Genomic DNA, 22,829 nt, shown 5'->3' with positions numbered 1-22,829 from the left:
GGCTTGCCCGGAGTGGTGTGCGGGTCGGGTGCTCTCTGCCGTGGTCGGGAACTGAACCCACCAAGCCGGGGGTGGTGACGACGGGGAGTCGGGGGACTTCGGGTGTTTGGTAATGACGTCGGATGTGTTCGCGGTGGTCGTCGTTCTCGGCTTGGTGGGTCTCTGTTTCCGTCTGTGCGGAGCGTTCGAGTCTCGTACGTCGCTCCACCAAGCCGAAGTCTTGTGGCCTCCCGGTTCACTCCGCTTGGTTGGGCAAAAGTTCCGCTTGGTTGGGCTAATGTTCGAAACAGGCGTGATTTCGCAATTTGCCCAACCAAGCCGGCCATTTGCCCAACCAAGCGGGAGGACGTTCGTCCCTAGGCGATGAGGTTCGCGACACCGATGCCCGCGGCCGTGAGGACGGCGGGGATCGCCATGAGGGCGAGTGCGACGACGGCGCATCCGTTCTGCGCCGCCGGCTTGTTCGGCTTCTCCAGCAGTTCCCTCTTGGCCCACTTGACGGCGGGATCGTTGTCGTCGTCGTACTCGTAGTGGTTCCAGTTGATGATCTTCGCGACGCACAGCGCGCAGATGCTCCCCGAGTCGTGGTTCGCCATCCGTTCGTTGCAGATCTTGCAGGTCGCCATGGAACCTCCCTGTGTTTCCGCCCTATCGAAGAATATCGAAATATTGAGGAATCGTCACGTGCGGTTCTCATGGCGGATCTCTTGGTAGTGGGCGCGCGACGTGGGGCGGTCGACTGAGGTCGTCGGGCACGACGGTGACGACTTTCGGTCAGGACGGTCCCGCCGCGACACGCCGTGGCTCCTGCGCGGTCCCGTCGGCCCGACGTTCCATGATGGTCGCGGCCGACTCGACAAGGGAGACAACAGTGGCGATGTGTGAGGTGTGCGGGAACGACTATTGGCTGTCGTTCGAGGTCCGCACCATAACGGGGGACGTCCACACGTTCGACTCGTTCGAATGCGCGATCAGCAAACTCGCTCCGATCTGCGAGCACTGCCGGTGCACGATCGTCGGGCACGGTGTGGAGGTGGCGGGGCGGTTCTTCTGCTGCGCTCACTGCGCCCGTACCGCTGACTCGACGGACGGCGCGCAGATCCGGGACACGGCGGGCGTTCGGCCCGGCTGAGGTCGGGTGCGCGGTCGTGTCCGTGACGTGCGGGCACGACCGCGCCGCGAGTCCGGCCGTCAGCGCGGGGACGCCGGCTGCCGAGTCGGGCCGATCATCTGGTGTGGATGATCAGCAGGCCGCGCGCGAGTAGGTCATGTACGGGGATCGGGTGCCGCTGGTGCTCGTCTGACCGTCGCAGTCGGTCCAGCTTCCGCCGACGACCGTGGTGTGGGTCGAGTCGGAGTAGTAGGTGGTCGTGCAGGTGTATCCGAGCGGGCAAGCGGAGTCGATCGTGGCGGCGGAGGCGGTGCCGCCGAGCATGGCGAGGGCGGCGACGGCAGCGCCGATGACGGCTAGCCAACGGAAGGGGCGAGTGATCACTATTGGACACTCCTTTATCGAGTGTTGAGGGATCGTCTGGCAACCCAGTATCCGTCAGTGCTTTCGCCTGCGCAAGAACGATGTGGGGCGATCCCTGAAAACTTATGTTCATAAATATGTCAATGGAGCTATTGACTGGCCTGAGGTGGCACGGTAACTTCACGGAAACCTTTCTTTTAGATGTCTTAACAATTAGATAGGAGGACATCATGAGGAGGAGACTGAGGAGAGTGCTCATCGGCTCCGTCGCGCTCGCGGTGGCCATGATCGGGATCGGTCCGGTCGGCTCGGGGTCGGCGGCTGCCGAGGACACCACCGTCACCGCCGAATGCACGAGGACCGCGTGGTCGGCGTCGACCGCGTACAACGGAAGCGCCGAGGTCAGCCACGGCGGCAACGAGTACCGAGCCAAGTGGTGGACACAGGGCGAGGAGCCCGGTACCGGCGGCGAATGGGGAGTGTGGGCGCTTATCGGCCCATGTGGCGGCGACCCGGGCGAGCCCGGCGAACCGGGTGAACCCGGCACCCCCGGCGAGCAGCTCAACGTCGGCTACTTCGCCCAGTGGGGCGTCTACCAGCGTGGCTACCATGTCAAGAACATCCACACGAGCGGCTCCGCCGCGAAACTGACGCACATCATGTACGCGTTCGGAAACGTTCAGAACGGCCAGTGCACCATCGGCGACAGTTACGCCGACTACGACCGCGCATACACCGCGGCCGAGAGCGTCGACGGAACCGCAGACACCTGGGACCCGGGAGCGCTGCGCGGGAACTTCAACCAGTTGCGCAAACTGAAGGCGATGTACCCGCACCTCAAGGTGATCTGGTCGTTCGGCGGCTGGACCTGGTCCGGTGGCTTCACCCAGGCGGCGCAGAACCCGACGGTGTTCGCCGAGTCCTGCTACAACCTGGTGAAGGACTCCCGCTGGGGAGATGTCTTCGACGGCATCGACATCGACTGGGAATACCCGAACGCGTGCGGCCTCACCTGTGACAACAGTGGATTCAGTGCCTACAAGAACCTCATGCAGGCGTTGCGCGCCAAGTTCGGCACGAGCAACCTCGTCACCTCGGCGATCCCCGCCGACGCCAGTGACGGCGGCAAGCTCGACGCGGCCGACTACGCCGGCGCCGCTCAGTACGTCGACTTCTTCATGGTGATGACGTACGACTTCTTCGGGGCGTGGGCCGCGCAAGGGCCGACCGCTCCACATTCGCCGTTGACCTCGTACGACGGCATTCCGCAGGAGGGCTTCAATTCGGAAGCCGCGATCACCAAGCTGAAAGGCAAGGGCATAGCGGGATCGAAGCTGCTCCTCGGTATCGGGTTCTACGGCAGAGGCTGGACCGGCGTGAGCCAGTCGGCACCCGGCGGAACCGCGACAGGACCCGCGCCCGGCACCTACGAGCAGGGCATCGAGGACTACAAGGTGCTCAAGAACAGCTGCCCTGCCAGCGGCACCGTCGCCGGTACCGCGTACGCCCACTGCGGTAACCAGTGGTGGAGCTATGACACCCCGGCCACGATCACCGGAAAGATGAACTGGTTGAACGGCCAGGGTCTCGCCGGGGCGTTCTTCTGGGAACTGTCAGGCGACACGTCCAACGGTGAACTCATCACCGCGATGCACAACGGACTGCAGTAGTCCGGCCGTTTTCGTGACGAAGCCGTCGTCGCGAACGCGCCCCTGACGCGAGCTTGTCCCGCCATCGAATCCGGTGGCGGGACAAGCCTCGTCAGTATTGCTCTATTGTGGTGGAATCCTGTTCAGTCGTCCGCGTCGTGGTTCTCCCAGCGCAGAATGTCTCCCGGCTGGCATTCCAGTGCTTCGCACAGCGCGGCTAGCGTCGTGAACCGCACGGCCTTGGCACGGCCGTTCTTGAGCACCGCGAGATTGGCCGGTGTGATGCCGATGCGGTCGGCGAGTTCGCCGACGGACATCTTTCGCTTCGCCAGCAGCACGTCGATGTCGACGATGATCGGCATCAGATCACGTCCTTCAACTCGTCCTGCATCCGTGCCGCCGCGACGTCGAGCGCCACCGCCTGCGCGAGCAGCATTCGCAGTACCAGCACCACCAACGCGATCCCGAGGATCGCCACGACGACGCCGCACATCATCAGGACGACTCCGGGGGGAACGCCTTCGCCGGGAGCCGCCAGGACCGCGATCGCGAACACCAGGGTCGCGGCGGCCACGAGCGCGCCGATGACGACGTGCACGTAGCGGAACGACGCGTACGAGAACACCGTCCCGCGCCGCACCATCGTCAACAGCCTCCAGACGCAGACGAGGACGACCTCGACGGTCACGAAGCCGAGGATCGCGATGCCGACGAACACCCCCGGCGGGGAGTGGAGTTCCGGGTCCACTTCCTTCAGGCCCTCGACCATCAGCGGCAACATCACGACCTGGACGAAGACGGAGCCTCCGAACAGCAGCACGATGACGATGCGCAACGCGAGTATCGTCAGCTTTCCCATCGACTCTCCTTCGATCGATTAACGATAGAAGACTATCGAATTTCGATAGATGCCGCAAGCTTGGGGCGCGGTGCCGTTCTCAAGTGCGGTGAGTCGACCGTCAGATCACTTCCCGCCCAACCACTCCGCTCGCGTCAGCGCATACTCGACCTCGCCGTGCTCGACGCCGTCGATCGGGTCGCCCCACTCCAGGTGAAAGCCGCGCTCGAAACGCAGCCCCGACTTCTCCATGACGCGCCGGGATCGATTGTTGACGGCCATCGTCTCCGCCCAGACACGCTGTGCCCCAAAGGCCATGAACGCGATGTCGACGAGGGCGCGGGTGCCCTCGGTCGCCAGACCCGACCCCCAGTGCTCACGCCGCAGCCGATAGCCCAAGCCGAACTCGCCCTCTCCGGTCGGCGACAGCGCGAACCAGCCGACGAAGGCGCCGCCCTCGCGAAGCTCCGCCATCCAGCGCCCCAACCCGGTGAAGCGTTCGTACTTGGCGATGTGGCCGCGAGTCTTCTCCTCGACGCGATCGCGCGGCGTCGGCACGCCACCCGTGAGGTACCGCATGACCTCGGGATCGGAGTCCAAGTCGACGAGCGTGTCGACGTCGTCCATGGTGAAACGTCGGAAGCGCAGTCGTTCCGTCGGCGCGGGCACCCAATGCTCATCGATCATGGGGGAAGTGTGCGTTCTCGTCGTCGCGCGGGCCACCGATATTCGGGCGGGTTCGCCGCTCTCCGAGCCGGGGCCGCTCTCTCTCGCGGGCGAGGCTTCCGACACGCGCGGACCCGACGCGTTCGGCCCGAGCCGCTATTGGGCGCGGGTGATGGCGAACATGTAACAGCCCCAGGCGATGTTGCGGCTGTGGATCAACGCCACCTCGGGGACCGCGAGCAGCTCGGCGATCGTCCCCTCTGGATCTCGGCCGTCGTGCACTGTGGTCGCATCGTGGATCCAGCCGCGCTCGTCATAGGCCCGCAGTACCTGCGGGCGACCCAGCCAGTCCGACGGATAGGCGTCGAGATCGACCGGACCCGAGCAGGGCACCGCGTGCGCGAGCACGGCGCCGACCTCCCGGTAGGGGCTGTTCGGAAGCGGCGGCCGATATCCGAAGAGCAGCAGGGCATCGCCGGGAACGGCATCGCGCAGGCAGCACCGCAGCGGCTCCCCGCCCTCGGCGTCGAGTCGCGCCGCCCGTGTGCCGAAGGCGTCGAAGCCCTTGGCCCGCAAGTCATCCAGCACTTCGGTCGGCAGCGCGTGGACGCGGATGCCGTGCGTCGATTTCATGGTCATGCGTCCATGTTCACGACTCGCTCAAGCGTGTGCTGGCAGCTTTCCGACCTCGCATTCCGTCCGGAACCCACATCGTCCGCCCGACCGCCCGGCGTTGAGAGAACTCGAGCCCCAACGTCCGTCTACTTCGTCTCGATCAGCTGGTGGCTGATGTCGTCCTTCCGCGTGCCGACGATGGCCGCGACGTCGAGTCTCGTCACGGTCGGCCGCCCGCGCGAGGCTGCCTCGATAGAGGACCGCCGGGTGGTCGGATACTCGGCGGCGTCGGTGATCTCATGGACCCGAGACTTGTCCCGTTCTCGTAGATATATATCGAACTCGATGGATCTGTGATGTCGTGCCCGACCGGGCGGGAACGCGGCCTGCCGGGTGTCGAAGAGGCGCCCGAGGGGTTGCCGACGGCTCGTCGCGCATCCTTGGCCGGGCAATCGACGTGCACTCGTCAGACCACCTCCAAGACCATGCCTTGGAGGTGGTCGTGGAACGTCGACCGAAGGTGTTCGGGCGGCCCGTCAGGAGGAGGGCAGCGGGTCAGCCGGACCCGTCCGGCCGAACCGGGCGATCGTGGTGCTCAAGGTGGAGGGGACCGGTCGTCAGCAGGACGTCGATCGTCATCAGGGGACGGGCCGCCGTCCGCTGGGAACCGCACCGGTGACGCTCGTACCCGGTGCCACCGGCGGGGTCGATCACCAGGTGGAATCGCTGGCGCAAGGCGGTGTCGTCGCAGGAGGGTTGTTCGCGAGATGGTCGAGGGCGCGGGCGACGGCCGAATCACAGCGCTGTTCGATCTCCTCGTCCGTGAAGACAGGGGTGCGGAACTCCCTCGGGACCGGGAGGCCACGGCCCTCGAAGCTCTGCCCATCCGCATTCCGGTAGTCCTCGTTGCTGAGGTCGAAGGACCAGCCCCCGGGCAGAGTTCGCGACAATATGTCCGAGAAGATGCCCTGCGTCGGGCGGCCGATCAACGTGGGCTTTGGCGAGCGGTTCAGCAGCGTCATGGCCGTCGTCTCGCCCGCGCTCACCGTGAGGTCGCTGACCAGCAGAGCGATCGGTCCCTGGAAACCGGGGCGATCGCTGGGCGACACCCGCAGCTTCTCGTACGGCGTGAACCCGGAGGTTGCCCGCGAGTCGCGCGCCCGCTTCTGGAACGCGAAATGGGACTTGTCCGTCAGTCGGGAGGCGAGTTCGAGGCCGAGGCTGTCGAAGCCGCCGTCGTTGAGACGTAGATCGAGAATGAGGCCGTCCCAACCGTCCCGCTCCGCGACGGTGAACACCGTGTCCAGGGCTTGTTCGAACTCCTGCCGGTCCATGTCGTACGACTCGTCCGCGAAGTCGTCGAGTTGCGTGACGCGCAGGTATCCCAAGTCGCCCTGCAGCCCGCTCGCGTACTCCACCTTGCCGTCGATGACGGGTGTGAGTCGCTTGCCCAGCCTCGCCTCGATCGCGGGTCGGAAGTCATCGGTGTCCATGTCGGCCGAGTCGCGTGTGCCCGGCCGCTTGCCGTTGCAGCCGAGGTCCTCCCACTCGATACCAGTGTGCATGTCGCCGAGCTTGTGGACCGTGGCGCACAGCAGTTGGCCGAGCATCTGGTCGCTGTTGTTCTCCTCCAAGTCCGCCCGGTCACGCTCTCTGTCCGCCACATCGAGCTTCCGGTCCGCATAGGGCGGGTAGTGCTCGGCGAGGTTCTGCCAGAAGACGTCGAAGGCCAACAGGCGACGGTCGGCCGCGTTCTCCGAGCTCGCGGACGGACAGTCCGGCAGCTTCTCCAACCGGTTCATGCGGATGTGCCCGGTCGCCCCCGACTCCCGCACGATCAGTTGGTCTCCCCGCCTGCGGACGACCAGTTCGGTCTCACCGTCCTCACCGAAGGCCATGGCGTCACCGTCGCGGCCCACTAGTGGCAACGAGTCCGCCTCGAGGCAGCTCACCGAGGTCTGCTCGTAGGAGGCGAGCCGCGTCTTTCCCGCACCGTCCCGGATGTCGAAGACGTAGCCGTAGCCGGCGCTCTGCCACACCCCTTCGATCTCCCCGATCTGGCCGTCAGGGATGTGGATCTGACTTGAGCAAGTGGTCAATACCGCGGCGAGCCCTACGAGCAGCCATTGTCTTCGTGCCATAGGCGCGAACCTACTGTAGGCCTCCTGAACGACGCGGCCAGCTGACCGCGAAGACCAGGTTTGACTTGCGTCGGCGCCGCCGGTTCCACCCACGGTCATTGGGTTGCCAGGTTGCGTCGATCGGGCAATCGGTCCACTGTGTAGGACACAGTCGATCCACTTTGTAGGATGTCGCGCGAGCCCGATTCGTCGTGACCCCCAGCTTCCGCGCCGTATCGTCTCATCGAGTGCTCTTGTGCGGAACTCGCCGTCGTGGCTCGACTTCCTTCACATCGTGCTCCCGATTCCGCGTCCTCCTTCGGGTGGTGAACGCCGCTGACCAGCGTCTTCGTTCGATCATTCGGTGACCACCCCACGTTCTGGTACGCGGCGCTGTGGGATGGTGGTCGAGTGATGTTGGAAGACCTCGTCCGGCTGCGCAGGGCCCGAGACCTCATGGACCGCGACTACGCGAAGCCGCTCGACGTGGCGGCGCTGGCGCGCGTCGCCCTCATGTCGCCCGGCCACTTCTCCCGTAGTTTTCGCGCCGCGTACGGGGAGACGCCGTACGGCTATCTGATGACACGCAGGATCGAGCGGGCGAAGGCCCTGCTGCGGCGAGGAGATCTGAGCGTCACCGAGGTCTGCTTCGCGGTCGGCTGCACCTCGCTCGGGTCGTTCAGTTCTCGCTTCACCGAACTGGTCGGGGAGAGCCCCAGCTCGTACCGGGCTCGCCCCCACGACGAGGGCGCGGCCATCCCCGCGTGCGTCGCGAAAATCTACGGCCGACCGGTCAGGAATCGAGAAGTGAAACCCGCCCTCTGATCGTAGGGTGAATTGCATGAGTATCGAGCTTGCGCAATGCTTCATCGCCGTTGACGACCACGACAAAGCGATCACCTTCTACCGGGACGCGCTCGGGCTGGAGGTGCGCAACGACGTCGGTTTCGAGGGGATGCGTTGGGTGACCATCGGGGCGCCATCGCAGCCTGAGGTGGACATCGTCCTCGAACCGCCGATCGGGGACCCGAACGCCTCGGACGCCGATAAGAAGGCCGCCGCGGAGCTGCTCGCCAAGGGCCTCCTGCGCGCCGTCATCTTCAAGACCGACGACTGCGACGCCACCTTCGAGAGCGTTCGCGCCGCCGGTGGCGAGGTCCTGCAGGAGCCGGTCGACCAGCCGTACGGCGTGCGCGACTGCGCCTTCCGCGACCCGGCCGGGAACATGATCCGCTTCAGCCAGACCCTGGGGTAACGGGTTCCGATTTCGATGCACTCGGACAAGAAGCGGNCCATCCCGGGTGCCGGGATGGGCCGCTCGTCGTGCCACCCTTGCCCGCTTGGTTGGTTAAACGTCTCGCTTGGTTGGGCAAATGTCGGAATTAGGCGTGTTTTCGCAATTTGGCCAACCAAGCGGAACTTTTGCCCAACCAAGCGGAGATTGGGGGCGCACCGGCCTTGAGCGCCTCCGCGTCGTCGTGGATCTCGACGTGCTCCCAGGCGCCGACGGCCGCGCCGACGTCGCATGAGCCCTCCAACAGGTAAAAGCTGCGCATCGGTGCTCCCTCTTCGGATCTATGGACGGAACACGTTAGCCGCGCCCTCCGACAAGGCAACAGCAATCCACTAGAGACCAACGGCAGGACGTGCCTCCGGAGAGTGTCCTACGTCACAGCGACACGCGGTGTGGCATTTGAGGTGATTCGTTCTCATATGTCTGATTTGGTCTACTTTGAGTGCGGCCCGCGATCGTGGGCCATTGCCCATCTAAAGGAAAGAGAAGACCATGCGACGTATGATCACGCGCCTCATCGGCGCCGCGCTCGTCGGCCTGTTCGCCGTTGGCACCGCCGGCCAGGCCGCTCAGGCGGGGCCGATCGTGGAAGACGGAGCCGCGTACTTCGTCTTCACCGACGGTTGGAGTCAGGACGAGGCGGTCGTCTCGATCACCGACCCGGCGAAGATCGAGCACGCCCGGGCACTGCTGTCGGGTGAGACGCAGGATGAGCCCCACATCATGGGTCGGATCGTCAAGCGGCCCGCGCCGTACAACCCGCAGTGGAGCTTCCACATCCAGCCCGATTCGGTGCAGTTCTTCAATGTCGCGATCGAGGTCTGCGACTCGTCGATCTCCTACACCGAGGACCACCTGGACGAGGCCGGCGGACCTTTCCTGCCAGGTCTTTACTGGTGCCCGTGGAACTCCAGGCTCGTGCGTGAACTCCCCATGGGGTAGCTCTTGAACTTTGGCAATTCAGGGGCACGGGCGGAGACGTCCGTGCCCCTCGTCGTTCGCCTGTTGTCAACCCCGACGTCAGCTCGCGATCAACGCGATCGCCAGGGACGTCATCACCACCGCGATCGCCCCGTCGAGAATCCGCCAGGACAGGGGCTTCGCGAACATCGGTGCCAGCAGTCGCGCCCCGTACCCGAGCGCCGTGAACCATGTGACGCTGGCGACCATCGCCCCGCCCGCGAACCACCACCGTCCATCATGGGTATTCGCGACGGACCCCAGCAGCAGCACCGTGTCCAGGTAGACGTGCGGATTCAGCCACGTCAACGCCAGGCAGGCGAGGACGGCTCCGGCCAGTGTTGGTCCGGTGCCGCTTCCGTTCTCCTTGAGGGCTTCGCCCGTCCACGCGCGCCGCGCGGCCAGCACCGCGTAACCGAACAGGAAGGCCGCTCCGCCGTACCGCACGATCGTCAACACGATCGGCGCGCTCGTCACGATCACGCCGATGCCGCCGACGCCCGCCGCGATCAGGGCGGCGTCCGACAACGCGCAGATAGCCACCACCGGCAGCACGTGCTCTCGTCGGATCCCCTGACGCAGAACGAAGGCGTTCTGCGCGCCGATCGCGACGATGAGCGACAGGCCGAAACCGACGCCCGACAGGGCCGACCACCAGGAAATCATCACGACGAGAACGTTAAACCCGCGTCACGGAACAGTCCAGCTAAAGATTCTAAGGCAACATTAGAATCGCTAACGTGGATGTTCAACTGGATCAGCTTCGCGCGCTCGCCGCCGCCGTGGACGAGGGCACCCTCGACGCGGCGGCGCGGCGCCTCAACGTCACACCGTCGGCGATCAGCCAACGTGTCAAGGCGCTGGAGACGACCGTCGGTCGAGTCCTGTTGCGGCGCGGCAAACCCATCAGCGTCACCGAATCCGGTCGCGCCGTTCTCAGCCTCGCCCGACACGTGGACCTGCTCGTCGCCGACACCACCACCGCGCTCGGCGTCGAACCCGACGCGACCACGACACTGACGCTCGCCGTCAATGCCGACTCTCTCGACACCTGGGTCCTGCCCGCGCTCGCCGCCGTGGCGGACTGCGTCCAGTTCGAGATCCACCGCGAGGACGAGGAGCACACGACGGCGCTGCTGCGCGACGGCACGGTGATGGCCGCGATCACCGCCACGGCCGAGCCCGTGCAGGGTTGCTCCGTCTCGGCGCTCGGTGCGATGCGGTACCGGCCGATGGCGTCGCCGTCGTTCGCTGCCCGATGGTTCGACGCGCCATTGACGGAGGCGTTGACACGGGCGCCGGTCGTCGTCTTCGATCGCAAGGACGATCTCCAGGACCGTTACCTGCGCGCCAGACTCGGTGGAGCGGCGTCCCCGCCTCGGCATTACGTGCCCGCGTCCGCCGGGTACGTGGATGCCGTCCGGCTCGGGCTCGGTTGGGGCATGATCCCGGTTCTCCAGAGCGAACGCGCCCCCGATCGGTTCGTCGAGTTCGATCCGCGGGCGCACATCGACGTCCCGTTGTACTGGCAGCAATGGAAACTGCCGTCGCGCACGTTGACGGCGGTGGCCGAGTCCATCGCGAGGACGGCGTCGCGGCAGCTGAGGTGACCGTCAGCCGATCGCGGGAAGGTCCACGCTTATCCAGATCGGACGGTGATCGGACTGTTCGACGGGTTCGCGTGGCCGACCGCAGCGATGGTCGAGGTCGCCCTGGGTGAAGAGGTAGTCCACCTTGCTCATGTCGGAGTCGTCGTAGGGGCCGTTGCGGTAGTACGTTCCCTCGCCGGCTCGGGCCGATTCGGCGTCCCGCTGGGAGCATTCGACGAAGGCGTCGTACAACGGCGCCACCCCGCCTCCGTCGTAGTCGTTGACGGCCGGGGTCTCCAGGTTCAGGTCCCCACCGAAGATCACCCGGTATTTCGACGGCCACACGAAATCGGCGTAGGCGGCGACCTGTCGCGAACGATACGTGTCGCCGTCGTCCTCGCGCGGTGAGGTGAAATGCGTGTTGCACAGCTTCACCCACCACGAGGGAATCGTCGCGCACATGGCCACCCGCCATTCGCCGTCCTCCGGCGACGGCAGGTACCGGACCTCCCACCACGCGTTCTCCGCCGGCAGCGCCATCGCGATGCCGTAGTCGCCGCGATCCCGCGCGCACTTCTTGTCCGGGGCCGTGTCCGGGTCGGCGGTTCGCTTCAGTTTGATCGGCGCGAAGCGGACCTCCCATGCCGTTCTGGTGTGCTTCTCCAACTCGCGCTTCAGTTTCCCGGCGAACGACCGGCACACCTCCTGCAATAGGGCGGCGTCGGCCGGAGTGTCCGGATTCGTCACATGCGCGCGGATCGCCTCGATCAGGGCGTCGGAATCCTCGGAGGACGGGCACTTGGCCCTGTTCCCGCAGATGTTCCATTGGAGGACCGTCACCGTGCGCGCCGAGATCTGTGCCGGTTCGCTCGACGCCGCCCGCGTCATCGTCACGACGGACACCGCCACCACCATCGCGATCACCAGCATGGGGAGGTATGGCGACCAGTGGCGCAAACGGTCCGGCATGGGGGTCGGCCACCTTCCGCGCGAACGCGTCGGCTGTCCCGTTCAGGCACCACAGTGGAGGACCGTCCCGGGCTGACGATCCACAAGATAGCCATCATTGACGCGCGGCGATAGGGCCGATACGCGGCAACCGGCCGAACGGGCGCGCACGGGCGACCGGCGCTCGAAGGGCCCATCCACCGATCGAATGACCACCGGGTTCTCGAACAACGACGAGCACCGCACTCGTGCGGGACGATCAATCCGACTCGGCCAGGGGCGGATGCCGCAGATCCGATCGAAACGCGACCCGTCCCGTGCGAGCCCTCCTCCGTGGTGAGCGCCTTCCACGTGGACGTGGTCGCGGGTGTCGTTGTCGGACATGCGTTCCGGCCGAGCGCAGGGTGAGGGGCGGCAGCTTCGGCAACGACGCGAGGTGTCGTCAGGTGTTCGCGCGGCGGTTCACCCGCGCCCAATCCAGTGTGGTGGTAAGTCGAGTTGGTCGCGCGATTCCACCGGTGACTTGAGGAACCCACCAGACGTGGCGCCGGTCGCAAGGAGCACGGTGGATGACACGGTGTCCGGTCGACGCCGGAGGGTGTCGGCGGCTTGACATATTATCGCCGCATGCGATTGATCATGGGTAGTCATCATGCCGTCGGCATCGTCAATCCACATGGTGGGGAATTCGACAGCCGACTGGAGTTGATCAATCCATCCTATGTGGTGCCATCGCCCGATGGGATCTTCCTGTACGTCGTCAGTGAGAACCTGACCGAGCCCGGATCGGTCCATTGTCTCCGACGAGAGGGCGAGCGCCTCGTGCCGCACGGGCCCGCACGTCCGAGTGGGGGCGAACAGCCATGTCACGCGTCGATCCACCCGAGCGGCAAGTACCTGTTGGTCGCGAACTACGGCAGTGGAACCGTTGCCGCGCTTCCGATCGAGGCCGACGGCGTCCTGGGTGAGCCCGCCAGCATCGTGGCGCACGAGGGCAGTGGCCCCGACAAGCCCCGCCAGAACGGTCCGCATGCGCACCAGATCATCACCGACCCGAGCGGGCAGTGGGTCCTGGCGTGTGACCTCGGCACGGACGAGGTGTTCGTCTATCGCCTGGAGGAGGCGACGGGTCGTCTCGCCGAACACTCGGCCGCGCATTTCGTTCCCGGGCAAGGTGTTCGGCACATCGCGTTCGCTCCGGACGGGGAGCGTGCCTACGTCGTCGCCGAGCTGTCCAGTGAGGTCATCGTGTGCGACTGGGACGCCACTGACGGCCGTCTGACGCCGATCAACTCGATCAGCACCGTCTCGATGGACGGCGACCGCGTCACTGACAACTATCCGGGCGCCGTGGTCGTCTCACGGGACGGCTCACGCGTGTACGTGACGAATCGAGGTCACGACTCGATCGCCGTGATCGACGGGGAACTGTTCGAGCTCATCGGAACGCGGCCGTGTGAGGGCGAATGGCCGCGAGACGCGCGCATCTCGCCCGACGGCGGCACCCTCTACGTCGCGAACGAGAACAGCGGCGCGGTCGTGCCCTTCGACATCACCGAGCGGGTGCCGGTTCCGATCGACGGTGCCGTCATCGACTTCCCCGGCGTCACGAGCGTGTGGCCGTTGTAGGGGTCGAGCTCTGACCCGACCGGCCACAGAACGGGTTGACCCCGCGACTCGGAGCCTGTGGTGGACCGCTTGGGGTGCTTGGCATCCGAGGCGGTCCACCGTCGCGTTCCGGGCCGCCGCACGGCCCCGTTCCCGTCTGAATCACGCCACGGTGACGTTGACGGTGTGCCAGCCGGTCGCGCCGTCCGGGGCGACCGGCGCCTCCTTCGCCGTCTGGGTGTCGCCGTCGGCGTCCGTCGCGCGGACCGTCAAGGTGTGGTCGCCCGGGGTCGCGTCCCACTCCCACAACCACTGCCGCCACGTGTCCGTCGAGGACACATCGGACAGTTTCGCCTCGTGCCAGGGGCCGTCGTCCACGCGCACCTCGACGGCGCCGATCCCGCGATGCTGCGCCCACGCCACTCCGGCAACGGCGACGACGCCCGGCGTCGCGGAACCTCGGGGGGTGTCGATGCGTGACGCGGTCTTGATCGGGGACGGCAGTGCCCAGTTCCGGCGGATCCAGTACGCGTCGAAGTCCGCGAACGACGTCAGTTCGAGTTCGGTCAGCCACTTCGTCGCCGACACGTAGCCGTACAGGCCGGGGACGACCATCCGCACCGGGAAACCGTGGTCGACGGGCAGGGGTTCGCCGTTCATGCCGACGGCGAGCATGGCGTCGCGTCCGTCCACGCACAACTCGACGGGGGTTCCCGCCGTCCAGCCGTCCGACGAACGCCCCACGAGCTGGTCGGCGCCGTCCTGGACCCTGGCCTCCTCCAGCAGATCCGCCAGGGGGACTCCGAGCCAGCGCGCGTTGCCGACGAGCCCGCCGCCCACCTCGTTGGACACACAGCAGAGGGTGATGTCGCGCTCGACGAGTGGGCGTTTCAGCAGGTCCCGGTAGCTGAACGTCAACTCGCGGTCCACTCGGCCGAAGATCCGCAGCCGGTACGTCTCCGGGTCCAGTCGGGGCACCGACAGCGCCGTGTCGATGCGGTAGAAGTCGTCGTTCGGCGTCCGCCACGGCGCCAGATCCTTGACGCCGAAGTCCGAGACGCCAGGCAGATCGGGGGCCGGGTCGGTCGGCTCCGGAAGGCGGATCTGGGATCGCGCCTCGTCGACCGCCGCCCCGGTGCCGAGCGATCGAGCGAAGGCGCCACTGATCGCGGCACCTCCGAGCAGCGTCAACGAACGCCACAGGAAGCGGCGCCGATCGAAGCCGCGCGGGTCGTCACTCGCCGCCGCCGGTCGCGGCCACGCCCACAGCAGGGCCGCCGCGATGACTGCCGCGACCACCGACGGGAACGCGGCGAAGGCGCTCGCGCTCGGCCGGGTGACGGCCGCCGCGACACCGATCGCGGCGAGCGCGATCGCCGCGGCGGGGCCGATGCGCCGGTCTCGGTCGTTCGCGATGCCGGCGAGGGCGGCGAGGCAGCCGAGGACCACGACGATGCCGATGAGCAGGGCGAGTTTGTCGGCAGTGCCGAAGACGTCGATCGTCCAGCGCTTGAGGGGTTCGGGACTGATGGCGATGGCAGCGTCGCCGACCGCGATGAGCGGGGCGGCCTGGGGGATGGTGAAGGCCGCCGTCAGTTCGCCCATGGCCAAGGCGGCCCCGGCCGACACCGCTCCCCACAATGCCGCCGCCCAGCGGGGAGGGCGGTTTGGTTCGTCGTCACGCATGACCCCAGTCTCCGCCTCGAACGCGGCGGTCGGCGCACATCGTCATCGACACGTAAGAAAACGCTCCGCCGGATCCACTGTAGTCCACTGTGGTATTCGCGGCGTCGGGATGGTGACGTGCCGCCGTGGCTGGCGGAGATGGAGCGCGCACTGGTAGGAATGGGGGATGAACGCCGACGACGTCACGCCCACGATCACCGCCGAGGACGAGGTCGTGAGCATCTGCTCCGATCTGATCCGCATCGACACCACGAACACCGGCGACACGACGACCTCGGCCGGGGAACGCGCCGCAGCCGAGTACGTCGCGGCCAAGCTCGCCGAGGTCGGCCTCGAGGCGACGATCTATGAGAGCGAGCGCGGGCGCGCGTCCGTCGTCGCGCGGTACGAGGGAGCCGACCCGTCGCGTCCGGCTCTGTTGCTGCACGGCCATCTCGACGTGGTGCCGTCGGATCCGTCCGAGTGGACGGTGCATCCGTTGTCCGGCGAGATCCGCGACGGCTACATCTGGGGTCGTGGCGCCGTCGACATGAAGGACTTCGATGCGATGCTGCTCGCCGTGGTGCGGCAGTGGAAGCGGGAGGGGCGGGTGCCTCCGCGCGACCTCGTGCTGATGTTCCTCGCGGACGAGGAGGCCGCCGGCACTTACGGCGCGCATCACCTGGTCGACGAGCACCCGGAGGTGTTCGAGGGTGTCACCGAAGCGGTCGGCGAGGTCGGCGGATTCTCGGTCAGTCTGAGCAATGACGTTCGTCTGTACATGATCGAGACGGCCGAGAAGGGTCTCGACTGGTTGCGGTTGACGGTCGCGGCGCGCCCCGGCCACGGGTCGATGATTCACGACGACAACGCGGTGACCATGCTCTGCGAGGCCGTCGCGCGCCTAGGCCGGCACAAGTTCCCGGTCGAGTTGACGCCGACGGTGCGCGCCTTCCTGACCGAGGTTGGCGACGTCCTCGACATGGAGATCGACATGGACGACCCGAGTGACGCGATCGCGAAGCTCGGCCCGATCTCGCGAATCATCGGCGCGACGGTCCGGCACACGGCCAACCCGACGCGTTTGAACGCCGGGTACAAGGAGAACGTGATCCCGGGGAAGGCGGAGGCCGTCATCGACTGCCGTCCGCTGCCCGGACGCAGCGAGGACTTTCTCCGGCAGCTGCGCGAGGTGATCGGTCCCGACATCGCGATCGACCACATTCACCAACAACCCGGTCTCGAGACCACATTCGACGGTCCGCTCGTCGACGCCATGGCCGAATCGCTGCGCTACTTCGATTCCGGGGCGCGCCCGGTTCCGTATATGCTGTCCGGTGGCACCGACGGCAAGGCGTTTGCCAGGCTCGGTATCCGATGCTTCGGGTTCGCCCCGTTGCGGCTGCCCGCTGACCTGGACTTCTCGGCCCTGTTCCACGGCATCGACGAGCGGGTTCCCGTCGATGGACTACGGTTCGGTGTGCGGGTAATGGACCGGTTCCTATCACAAAGCTAGTGGGGATACACAGTGGTCGATGAACTGTCGCAGGCGCTGGAGGCGATGATCGGCGCGGCTCGTGAGCATCTGAACCAGGTGCGGGCCGCCGATGGTCGGGTCGACGACGAATCGGTGTGGCGGGCGTACGTCGCCCTCAACAATGCCGCGTGCGAGTACGACGAGTTGTTGCGCACCCGCTTCGACGAGGTGACACCGTTCGATGTGGAGCCTTTGGAGTTCGAGGACCTCGACGTCGAATGGGAGCAGACCGTCGCGGACGAGGCGGTCGAGCCCGACCCGGAGCCGACGCTGATCAGCGTCCGGCAGCGCCGCGACTATCTCGTGCCGAGCGTGGCGGCCCTGCTGCGCGCCGCCGAACATGCACGCGATCAGGTTCTCGACCCCGAGGCCGATGACCTGCCCGTGCAAGGGATCGGGGACGCGGTGCTCGAGCTTCTGCACGCCGGAGACGGAACTCTGCGCTGCCTCGAAGTGCCCGAGCTGACGCCGCTGGACGGGATGGTCGTCGTCAACGACGTCCTGGACGGTATGGACGTCGCGCACGTGCCGCCGGGGCAGGAGAACGACGCCTTCAGCGTCGTTGATGAGGATTCGGTGCTCGGTCGTCTCGACGAGCGGTCGTTCCACGTCGAACGCGGCGGCATCGAAGAGGTCGCGGGCAGCGACAAGTGACCGCCCGTCCGGTGGACTTCTAGTAGGAGAGCCCGGGCAACAGGTGCTTGCCCGGCTTCCGGCGGAGTGTCACCTTGCGGGTGCCGTCGGCGAAACGCAGCACGCGCGCCAATTCCCAACCGCCGTATTCGGCGGCGACGGCGAGGCTCGCCTGCGCCGACACGAGGTCGACGTCGGCGGGCAGCCGCAGCGGGGCGTACTCGTAGGCGGGGGAGTTCACGTCGTCGTCCATGCGCACATCTTTCCCTGTTTGTCACGTTTCGGCCACTGCCATGGCGATCTCGCCGTGGTTCGAGCGGGTGCTCGTGGCCGTCGTCACGGTCGGTCGCGACGGCGAAGCGCCGCCGTCACCGGTCGTGGTCGAGTGGTTCGACCTCCGGCGGTGGCGGACGGCGCTCGTCGTTCGGATCAGCCCTGCCAGGACCGCCACAGGTGCGCGTACTGGCCGTCGGCGTCCAACAGCGCCTCGTGCGAACCCAACTCGATGATCCGACCGTCGTCCACCACGGCGATGCGGTCCGCGTCGTGCGCGGTGTGCAACCGGTGCGCGATCGCGATCACGGTACGTCCCTCCAGGACGGACGCCAGATGGCGTTCCAGGTGTCGGGCCGCTCGTGGGTCGAGAAGGGAGGTCGCTTCGTCCAGCACGAGCACGTCCGGGTCGGCGAGCACGAGCCTCGCGAGCGCGATCTGTTGGGCCTGAGCGGGAGTGACTCGCAGATTTCCCGAACCGACGAGGGTGTCGAGTCCGTCGGGAAGACCTGTGAGCCAGTCTCCGGCGTCGACGGCGGTCAACGCGGCCGCGATCTCGTCGTCGGTGGCGCTCGTCCGGGCGAGCGCGAGATTGTCGCGCAGCGTCCCGGAGAACACGTGGTGCTCCTGCGTCACCAGTAGCACCTCCCGGCGAAGATCCTCAAGGGACATTTCGGCGACGTCACGTCCCGCCACGTCGATGCGACCGTCGCCGGGGGAGTCGATGCCCGCGATGAGTCGGCCGAGCGTGGACTTCCCCGCGCCCGACGGGCCGACGATCGCCAGGCGTTCGCCGGCGGCCACGTCGAGACTGACTCCGTGCAGCACGTCGTGTCCGGGCACGTAGGCGTACCGGACGTCCGTCACGTTGACCGTCGTGTCGACGTGCTCGGCGCGCTTGGAGCCCTCCGGGGCCGCCGCGCCCTTGGAACCGACCCCGAGGACCCGGCCGAGTGACGCGCTGCCGGTCTGGAGCTCGTCCAGCCACGCCAGCAGCATGAACATCGGCTCACCCGCCTGGTTGATGTACAACAACGCGGCCGTCACCTGGCCGAGTGTCGCCAGCTCGGAGCCGTACATGACACCGCCGACGAGCAGCCCGGTCGCCAGCGGCAAGGTCACGCCGAAGTCGAGCGACGGGAACAGGATCGATCGGAGGAACAACGTCCGGCGTTCCGTGCGGTACGAGGTCGCGATGTCGCCGTCGCCGACCGCGATCCGGCGCCGCTGCCAGCGCAGGGCCTCGATCGTGCGGGCGCCCTCGACGGTGGCCGCGAGCTCCTCGTTGATCTGCCCGTACGCCTTGTTCTCCTCCAGGTAGGCCGGCCGCGCGCGCTTCAGGTACCAGCGGGCGGGCCACCACAGGACCGGCACGACCGTGACCACCGTGACGAGCGCGAGCAACGGGTTCATCAGGGCGAGCGCGACCAGGATGAGCGCCAGGGTGATGACGCAGACGATGGTCTCGGGCGCCGCCCGGCGCAGGGTCTGGCCGAGCTGGGAGACGTCCCGGGAGCTGCGGGTCATCAGGTCGCCGGTGCCGGCCCGTTCGATCGTCGACAGCGGCAGGCGCAGTGAGCGTTCGACGAAGTCCTCGCGCAGTTCGGCCATCACGGTCTCGCCGAATCGACCCGACACGTAGTGCGACAGTCCCGCGAACACCGATTGCAGCAGAACGAAACCGCCGATCGCGAGCCCGACCGCGTTGATCGTGCCCGTCGCGTTGGTCGTGTCGATCGAGTCGATGAGGACGCCGAGCAGCCACGGGGCGCCAAGGCCCGCCGCCGCAGCGAGTCCATAGAGGATGATCGTCAGGATGAGCTGGCCGCGGTGCTCGCGCGCCAGCCGTCCGATGTGTCGGCGAACCTCGGTGGGCTCGGCGACGGGCAATCCGGTCTCGTTGGCCGTCATCGGGCGCCCTCGCTTTCGGTCTCGCGGGTCACGAGCCCCCGGTAACGCGGGTCGCTCGTCATGAGTTCGCGGTGCGTGCCGATGGCGAGGACCTTCCCGCCGTCGACGAACGCCACCGAATCGGCCTGTTCCAACATCAACGGCGACGCCGAGGCGACGACCGTCGTCGAGCCCTCGCGATGCGCCACGAGCCGCTGCGCGATCAGGGCCTCCGTGTGCGCGTCGACCGCCGACGTCGGGTCGATCAGGAAGAGGACCTCGGTCTCGGCGAGCAGCGCGCGGGCAAGCCGCAGGCGCTGCCGTTGACCGCCGGACACGTTGCGGGCGCCCGGTTCCAGCTTCCCGTCGAGGCCGCCGAGACTGTCCACCGCGTCGTGGGCGGCGGCCGTGTCCAGCGCGGCGGTGATCGTCGTGTCGTCGTGATCGCCGGTCACGTTGAGCTGGTCGCGGAGCACCCCGGTGAAGAAGTGGGCTTCGTTGTCGGTGACGAGGACGCGCCGCCGGATGTCGTCGAGGCGAATCGAATCCAGGCGACGACCGTTCACCGTCGCGTCCGAATCGACGTAGCGTCCGATCCGGTCGGCGATGACGGCGGCGTCGTCGGGATCGGTGCACGCCAAGGCAATGAACCGGCCGCCCGTGATCGTCAGATCCGACTCCGGGTCCACGAGCCGTTCGATCGGTTCGTCCAATTCGGCCGCGTCGGCCGCGTCGGTGACGGCGGGCTCGACCGAGAGCAGGTCGACGATCCGCCGGGCCGCCGCGTGCGCCGTCGTGTACTTGCGAGCCGTCTCCAGGAAGACGCTCATCGGTATCAGGAGGAACGAGGTGTAGCCGAAGACCGCGATGAGGTCGCCGGGGCTGATGTCGCCCGCCGCCGCGAGCCGCGCCCCGAGCCAGGTGACGGCGACGAGCAGGACGCCCGGAAGGAACGTCTGCAGACCCCGCATGATCGCGCTGGTCGTGGCGACGCGCATCCCGAACTCGTGAACGTCGGCGGAGTTCTCTCGGTACCGCCTCGCGAACAACTCCTCGCCGCCGATGCCGCGCAGCACGCGCAGGCCCGACACGATGTCGTTCGCGCGCGACGTCAACAGACCCTGGCGTTCGCGGTAGTCGTGCTCGCGTTGTTGCAGCGGTTTCAGCAGCGGACCGATCACGAGCGCCTGTAGCGGCAGTCCGACCAGGACCACCAACCCGAGCGGGACCGAGATGTTGAGCAGGATCAGGGCGACGCCCGTGAAGGTGACGACCGAGCCGATCGTCCGGCCGAACACGTCCAACGTCATCCCGATCGCGGACGGGTCGGCACTGCCCACCGAGACGGCCTCGCCGGTGGAGATGCTGCGCGGCAGCGCCGCTCCGACCCGGGTCGCGTGGCGCGTCGCCAACTGCACGACGCGATACGCACCAGTGAGGTAGTTGTGAACGGCGAACTGGTGCCGGACCATGCCGATGATCGCCATGGTGAACGCGAGCGCGAGGATGATTCCGGCCCACATCCACAAAGCTCCCCAGTCGCGCTTCGCGAGGCCCTCGTCGATCGCGAGACCGAGAGCACCAGGCAGGACCGCGATCGAACTCATCCATACGCTGCCGAAGAAACCGGCGATGAGAAGAGTCCGCCATTGGCGCGCGTACAGCCACGCGAGGAAGCGGAACGCGGACCGGATGTCGGGTTCGCCGGGGTCGTCCGCCGGCAGGGAAGTATGAAGACGCATGGCTGATCGACCGTATGCACTGTGCCGTTCGCGCAGCAAGCGATTAACCCGTGATGCACGCCATGGACGACGAAGCCGCCGTTCCCGCGGTGGGGACGGCGGCTCGGATCGCCTGGAACTGTTACAGGTAGGACAACACCACGTCGGCGATGGCGTCCATGCCCTGAGCGTTGGGGTGGACCGGCGCGGCGGGGCGCGTCGGAATGATGCCCTCGACCCAGCGGTCGTCACGGGACGAGCACACGTCGTGCCCGCGCTCGTAGACGTCCACGTAGGTGGCGCCGTATTCGGCGGTCACCTCCTGGAGCATCGAGTTGAGGTACCGCTCGACGCCGTCGAGGTAGGCGACATCGCCGCGCGCGATCGGGACGCGCGGGAAACAACCCGTCGACTCCGGCAGCACGGCGGGGTAGCCGACGAAGACGATCTGCGCGTTGGGGGCGCGCGTGACGATCTCCGCCAGGACGGCGGCGACCTTCGGCGCGGTCTCGTCGACGCGGGCTCGCAGCTCGTCGTCCCCGGTGGTCGGGTCGACGAACAGTTCTTTGCAGGGGCTTCCGCCCGGGTTGCGGATGCTGCGCGTCACGCAGGTGACGAGCAGGTCGGCGAAGCCGATGTCGTTGCCGCCGATGCCGATCGAGACGAGGGTGGTGTCCGCGTTCAGCGCGTTCAGCTGCGGGGCGTTGGTGCCGAGAGCCGTCTTCTGTGAGGCGAACATGTCCTCGGTCTGCGCGCCGGAACAGCTGACGTCGACGAATTCGTCGACGCCGAGGTCCCTGGCGATCAGCGACGGGTAGTTCTTCTTGGACTTGAGGCAACCCAGTGGGCTGCCCGATGGCAGGGTGATGAGCGGTCCGGCCACAAAGGAATCTCCGAGGGACACGTAACGCGTCGTCTCGGCGGCGTGGGCCGGGGCGGTCAACATGCCGAGGGCGACGGCGGATGCCGCGACCACGGTCATGATGCCACGGGTCAAACGGGACAAGGGGGCTCCTCATTACCGTCGGGTAATCGATGTCACCGAACCATAGAGATTTGTCAATACGGTGTCAACGCCGCCGCGGTCAAGAAATGAGGACACCTCATGTCCTTCTCAGTGTCGTGGCTCAGTGACTCTCGGGGTATCCCAGTTCCGGGGCGGACACGTCGGCCAGTGCCAGTCGGATCTCCGGCGGGAGGTACAGGGACTCCGCCGACAGGCAGGACCTGAGCTGGGCGGTGTTGCGCGCTCCGACGATCGCGCTCGTGATCCCGGGTTGATCGCGAACCCACGCCAGGGACACGTCGAGTGGGGCCACTCCCAATCCCTCGGCGGCGGTCGCGACCGC

24 protein-coding genes and 1 pseudogene are annotated in these 22,829 nt (G+C 66.9%); 9 read left to right on the top strand and 16 right to left on the bottom strand.

Annotation, left to right across the window (positions count from 1 at the left end; genetic code table 11):
* Positions 1 to 356: 356 nt before the first annotated feature.
* The gene (locus tag ACM9NP_RS04125) at positions 357 to 626 is read right to left on the bottom strand and encodes a hypothetical protein (RefSeq protein ID WP_415645217.1); all 270 of its coding nucleotides are present in this window, start codon (positions 624 to 626) and stop codon (positions 357 to 359) included.
* Between the two features lie 245 nt (positions 627 to 871).
* Here ACM9NP_RS04125 and ACM9NP_RS04120 point away from each other — a divergent pair, with 245 nt between their 5' ends.
* On the top strand, positions 872 to 1,132 hold the full coding sequence (locus ACM9NP_RS04120; RefSeq protein ID WP_415645216.1) for a Prokaryotic metallothionein: 261 nt from the start codon (positions 872 to 874) through the stop codon (positions 1,130 to 1,132).
* A 111-nt stretch (positions 1,133 to 1,243) separates the two neighbouring features.
* Here ACM9NP_RS04120 and ACM9NP_RS04115 read toward each other — a convergent pair whose 3' ends face one another.
* Positions 1,244 to 1,495 carry a DUF6289 family protein gene (locus ACM9NP_RS04115; protein ID WP_415645215.1) on the bottom strand — a complete coding sequence of 84 codons (252 nt, stop codon included), beginning with the start codon at positions 1,493 to 1,495 and terminating at the stop codon, positions 1,244 to 1,246.
* A gap of 209 nt (positions 1,496 to 1,704) precedes the next feature.
* On the opposite strand from ACM9NP_RS04115, the gene ACM9NP_RS04110 reads away from it, so the two are divergent.
* Positions 1,705 to 3,144: a glycosyl hydrolase family 18 protein gene (locus tag ACM9NP_RS04110; RefSeq protein ID WP_415645214.1), complete on the top strand. Its 1,440-nt coding sequence runs from the start codon at positions 1,705 to 1,707 to the stop codon at positions 3,142 to 3,144.
* Positions 3,145 to 3,266: 122 nt separating this feature from the next.
* On the opposite strand, the gene ACM9NP_RS04105 is transcribed toward ACM9NP_RS04110, so the two are convergent.
* From ACM9NP_RS04105 to ACM9NP_RS04085, 5 genes are all read right to left on the bottom strand, one after another.
* On the bottom strand, positions 3,267 to 3,485 hold the full coding sequence (locus ACM9NP_RS04105; RefSeq protein ID WP_415645213.1) for a helix-turn-helix domain-containing protein: 219 nt from the start codon (positions 3,483 to 3,485) through the stop codon (positions 3,267 to 3,269).
* A complete protein-coding gene (locus tag ACM9NP_RS04100; protein WP_415645212.1) occupies positions 3,485 to 3,982 on the bottom strand; it encodes a DUF2975 domain-containing protein in 498 nt (165 codons plus the stop codon). Before ACM9NP_RS04100 ends, ACM9NP_RS04105 begins: the two co-directional genes overlap by 1 nt.
* Positions 3,983 to 4,087: 105 nt before the next feature.
* Entirely contained in the window at positions 4,088 to 4,648 is a 561-nt protein-coding gene (locus ACM9NP_RS04095) for a GNAT family N-acetyltransferase (RefSeq protein ID WP_415645211.1), read from the bottom strand.
* Between the two features lie 135 nt (positions 4,649 to 4,783).
* Positions 4,784 to 5,266 carry a DUF1203 domain-containing protein gene (locus tag ACM9NP_RS04090; RefSeq protein ID WP_415645210.1) on the bottom strand — a complete coding sequence of 161 codons (483 nt, stop codon included), beginning with the start codon at positions 5,264 to 5,266 and terminating at the stop codon, positions 4,784 to 4,786.
* A 686-nt stretch (positions 5,267 to 5,952) separates the two neighbouring features.
* The gene (locus ACM9NP_RS04085) at positions 5,953 to 7,383 is read right to left on the bottom strand and encodes a S41 family peptidase (RefSeq protein WP_415645209.1); all 1,431 of its coding nucleotides are present in this window, start codon (positions 7,381 to 7,383) and stop codon (positions 5,953 to 5,955) included.
* Positions 7,384 to 7,773: 390 nt separating this feature from the next.
* Here ACM9NP_RS04085 and ACM9NP_RS04080 point away from each other — a divergent pair, with 390 nt between their 5' ends.
* Both ACM9NP_RS04080 and ACM9NP_RS04075 read left to right on the top strand, forming a co-directional pair.
* Positions 7,774 to 8,187 carry a helix-turn-helix transcriptional regulator gene (locus ACM9NP_RS04080; protein WP_415645208.1) on the top strand — a complete coding sequence of 138 codons (414 nt, stop codon included), beginning with the start codon at positions 7,774 to 7,776 and terminating at the stop codon, positions 8,185 to 8,187.
* Positions 8,188 to 8,203: 16 nt separating this feature from the next.
* On the top strand, positions 8,204 to 8,617 hold the full coding sequence (locus tag ACM9NP_RS04075) for a VOC family protein (RefSeq protein ID WP_415645207.1): 414 nt from the start codon (positions 8,204 to 8,206) through the stop codon (positions 8,615 to 8,617).
* A 127-nt stretch (positions 8,618 to 8,744) separates the two neighbouring features.
* On the opposite strand, the gene ACM9NP_RS04070 is transcribed toward ACM9NP_RS04075, so the two are convergent.
* Positions 8,745 to 8,918 (bottom strand): hypothetical protein, encoded by a 174-nt coding sequence (locus tag ACM9NP_RS04070; protein ID WP_415645206.1) that lies wholly within the window; start codon positions 8,916 to 8,918, stop codon positions 8,745 to 8,747.
* Between the two features lie 230 nt (positions 8,919 to 9,148).
* Here ACM9NP_RS04070 and ACM9NP_RS04065 point away from each other — a divergent pair, with 230 nt between their 5' ends.
* Positions 9,149 to 9,598: a BP74-related protein gene (locus ACM9NP_RS04065; RefSeq protein ID WP_415645205.1), complete on the top strand. Its 450-nt coding sequence runs from the start codon at positions 9,149 to 9,151 to the stop codon at positions 9,596 to 9,598.
* Between the two features lie 78 nt (positions 9,599 to 9,676).
* Here the strand turns inward: ACM9NP_RS04065 and ACM9NP_RS04060 are convergent, their stop codons facing one another.
* The gene (locus tag ACM9NP_RS04060; RefSeq protein ID WP_415645309.1) at positions 9,677 to 10,282 is read right to left on the bottom strand and encodes a LysE/ArgO family amino acid transporter; all 606 of its coding nucleotides are present in this window, start codon (positions 10,280 to 10,282) and stop codon (positions 9,677 to 9,679) included.
* A gap of 74 nt (positions 10,283 to 10,356) precedes the next feature.
* Here ACM9NP_RS04060 and ACM9NP_RS04055 point away from each other — a divergent pair, with 74 nt between their 5' ends.
* Complete coding sequence (locus tag ACM9NP_RS04055) at positions 10,357 to 11,226, top strand: LysR family transcriptional regulator ArgP (protein ID WP_415645204.1); 870 nt, start codon at positions 10,357 to 10,359, stop codon at positions 11,224 to 11,226.
* A gap of 3 nt (positions 11,227 to 11,229) precedes the next feature.
* Here ACM9NP_RS04055 and ACM9NP_RS04050 read toward each other — a convergent pair whose 3' ends face one another.
* The gene (locus ACM9NP_RS04050; protein WP_415645203.1) at positions 11,230 to 12,174 is read right to left on the bottom strand and encodes a hypothetical protein; all 945 of its coding nucleotides are present in this window, start codon (positions 12,172 to 12,174) and stop codon (positions 11,230 to 11,232) included.
* Positions 12,175 to 12,780: 606 nt separating this feature from the next.
* On the opposite strand from ACM9NP_RS04050, the gene ACM9NP_RS04045 reads away from it, so the two are divergent.
* A complete protein-coding gene (locus tag ACM9NP_RS04045; RefSeq protein ID WP_415645202.1) occupies positions 12,781 to 13,782 on the top strand; it encodes a lactonase family protein in 1,002 nt (333 codons plus the stop codon).
* A gap of 141 nt (positions 13,783 to 13,923) precedes the next feature.
* On the opposite strand, the gene ACM9NP_RS04040 is transcribed toward ACM9NP_RS04045, so the two are convergent.
* Positions 13,924 to 15,447 (bottom strand): molybdopterin-dependent oxidoreductase, encoded by a 1,524-nt coding sequence (locus ACM9NP_RS04040; RefSeq protein ID WP_415645201.1) that lies wholly within the window; start codon positions 15,445 to 15,447, stop codon positions 13,924 to 13,926.
* Between the two features lie 166 nt (positions 15,448 to 15,613).
* On the opposite strand from ACM9NP_RS04040, the gene ACM9NP_RS04035 reads away from it, so the two are divergent.
* Positions 15,614 to 16,942 (top strand): M20/M25/M40 family metallo-hydrolase, encoded by a 1,329-nt coding sequence (locus tag ACM9NP_RS04035; RefSeq protein WP_415645200.1) that lies wholly within the window; start codon positions 15,614 to 15,616, stop codon positions 16,940 to 16,942.
* A 45-nt stretch (positions 16,943 to 16,987) separates the two neighbouring features.
* The gene (locus ACM9NP_RS04030; RefSeq protein WP_415645308.1) at positions 16,988 to 17,617 is read left to right on the top strand and encodes a hypothetical protein; all 630 of its coding nucleotides are present in this window, start codon (positions 16,988 to 16,990) and stop codon (positions 17,615 to 17,617) included.
* Between the two features lie 19 nt (positions 17,618 to 17,636).
* On the opposite strand, the gene ACM9NP_RS04025 is transcribed toward ACM9NP_RS04030, so the two are convergent.
* The 5 genes and pseudogenes from ACM9NP_RS04025 to ACM9NP_RS04005 all read right to left on the bottom strand — a co-directional run.
* Entirely contained in the window at positions 17,637 to 17,849 is a 213-nt protein-coding gene (locus tag ACM9NP_RS04025) for a DUF5703 family protein (RefSeq protein ID WP_415645199.1), read from the bottom strand.
* 176 nt (positions 17,850 to 18,025) lie between these two features.
* On the bottom strand, positions 18,026 to 19,780 hold the full coding sequence (locus ACM9NP_RS04020; protein ID WP_415645198.1) for an ABC transporter ATP-binding protein: 1,755 nt from the start codon (positions 19,778 to 19,780) through the stop codon (positions 18,026 to 18,028).
* On the bottom strand, positions 19,777 to 21,501 hold the full coding sequence (locus ACM9NP_RS04015; RefSeq protein WP_415645197.1) for an ABC transporter transmembrane domain-containing protein: 1,725 nt from the start codon (positions 21,499 to 21,501) through the stop codon (positions 19,777 to 19,779). Before ACM9NP_RS04015 ends, ACM9NP_RS04020 begins: the two co-directional genes overlap by 4 nt.
* A gap of 121 nt (positions 21,502 to 21,622) precedes the next feature.
* On the bottom strand, positions 21,623 to 22,486 hold the full coding sequence (locus tag ACM9NP_RS04010; RefSeq protein ID WP_415645196.1) for an SGNH/GDSL hydrolase family protein: 864 nt from the start codon (positions 22,484 to 22,486) through the stop codon (positions 21,623 to 21,625).
* A 121-nt stretch (positions 22,487 to 22,607) separates the two neighbouring features.
* A pseudogene (locus ACM9NP_RS04005) lies at positions 22,608 to 22,829 on the bottom strand (aldo/keto reductase); the annotation flags it as partial.

Origin of the sequence: Stackebrandtia soli (assembly GCF_965137155.1) — a bacterium.
GTDB lineage: Bacteria > Actinomycetota > Actinomycetes > Mycobacteriales > Micromonosporaceae > Stackebrandtia > Stackebrandtia soli.
The sequence above is the reverse complement of the archived record's forward strand: the minus strand, read 5'-3'. Positions and strand labels throughout refer to the sequence as shown.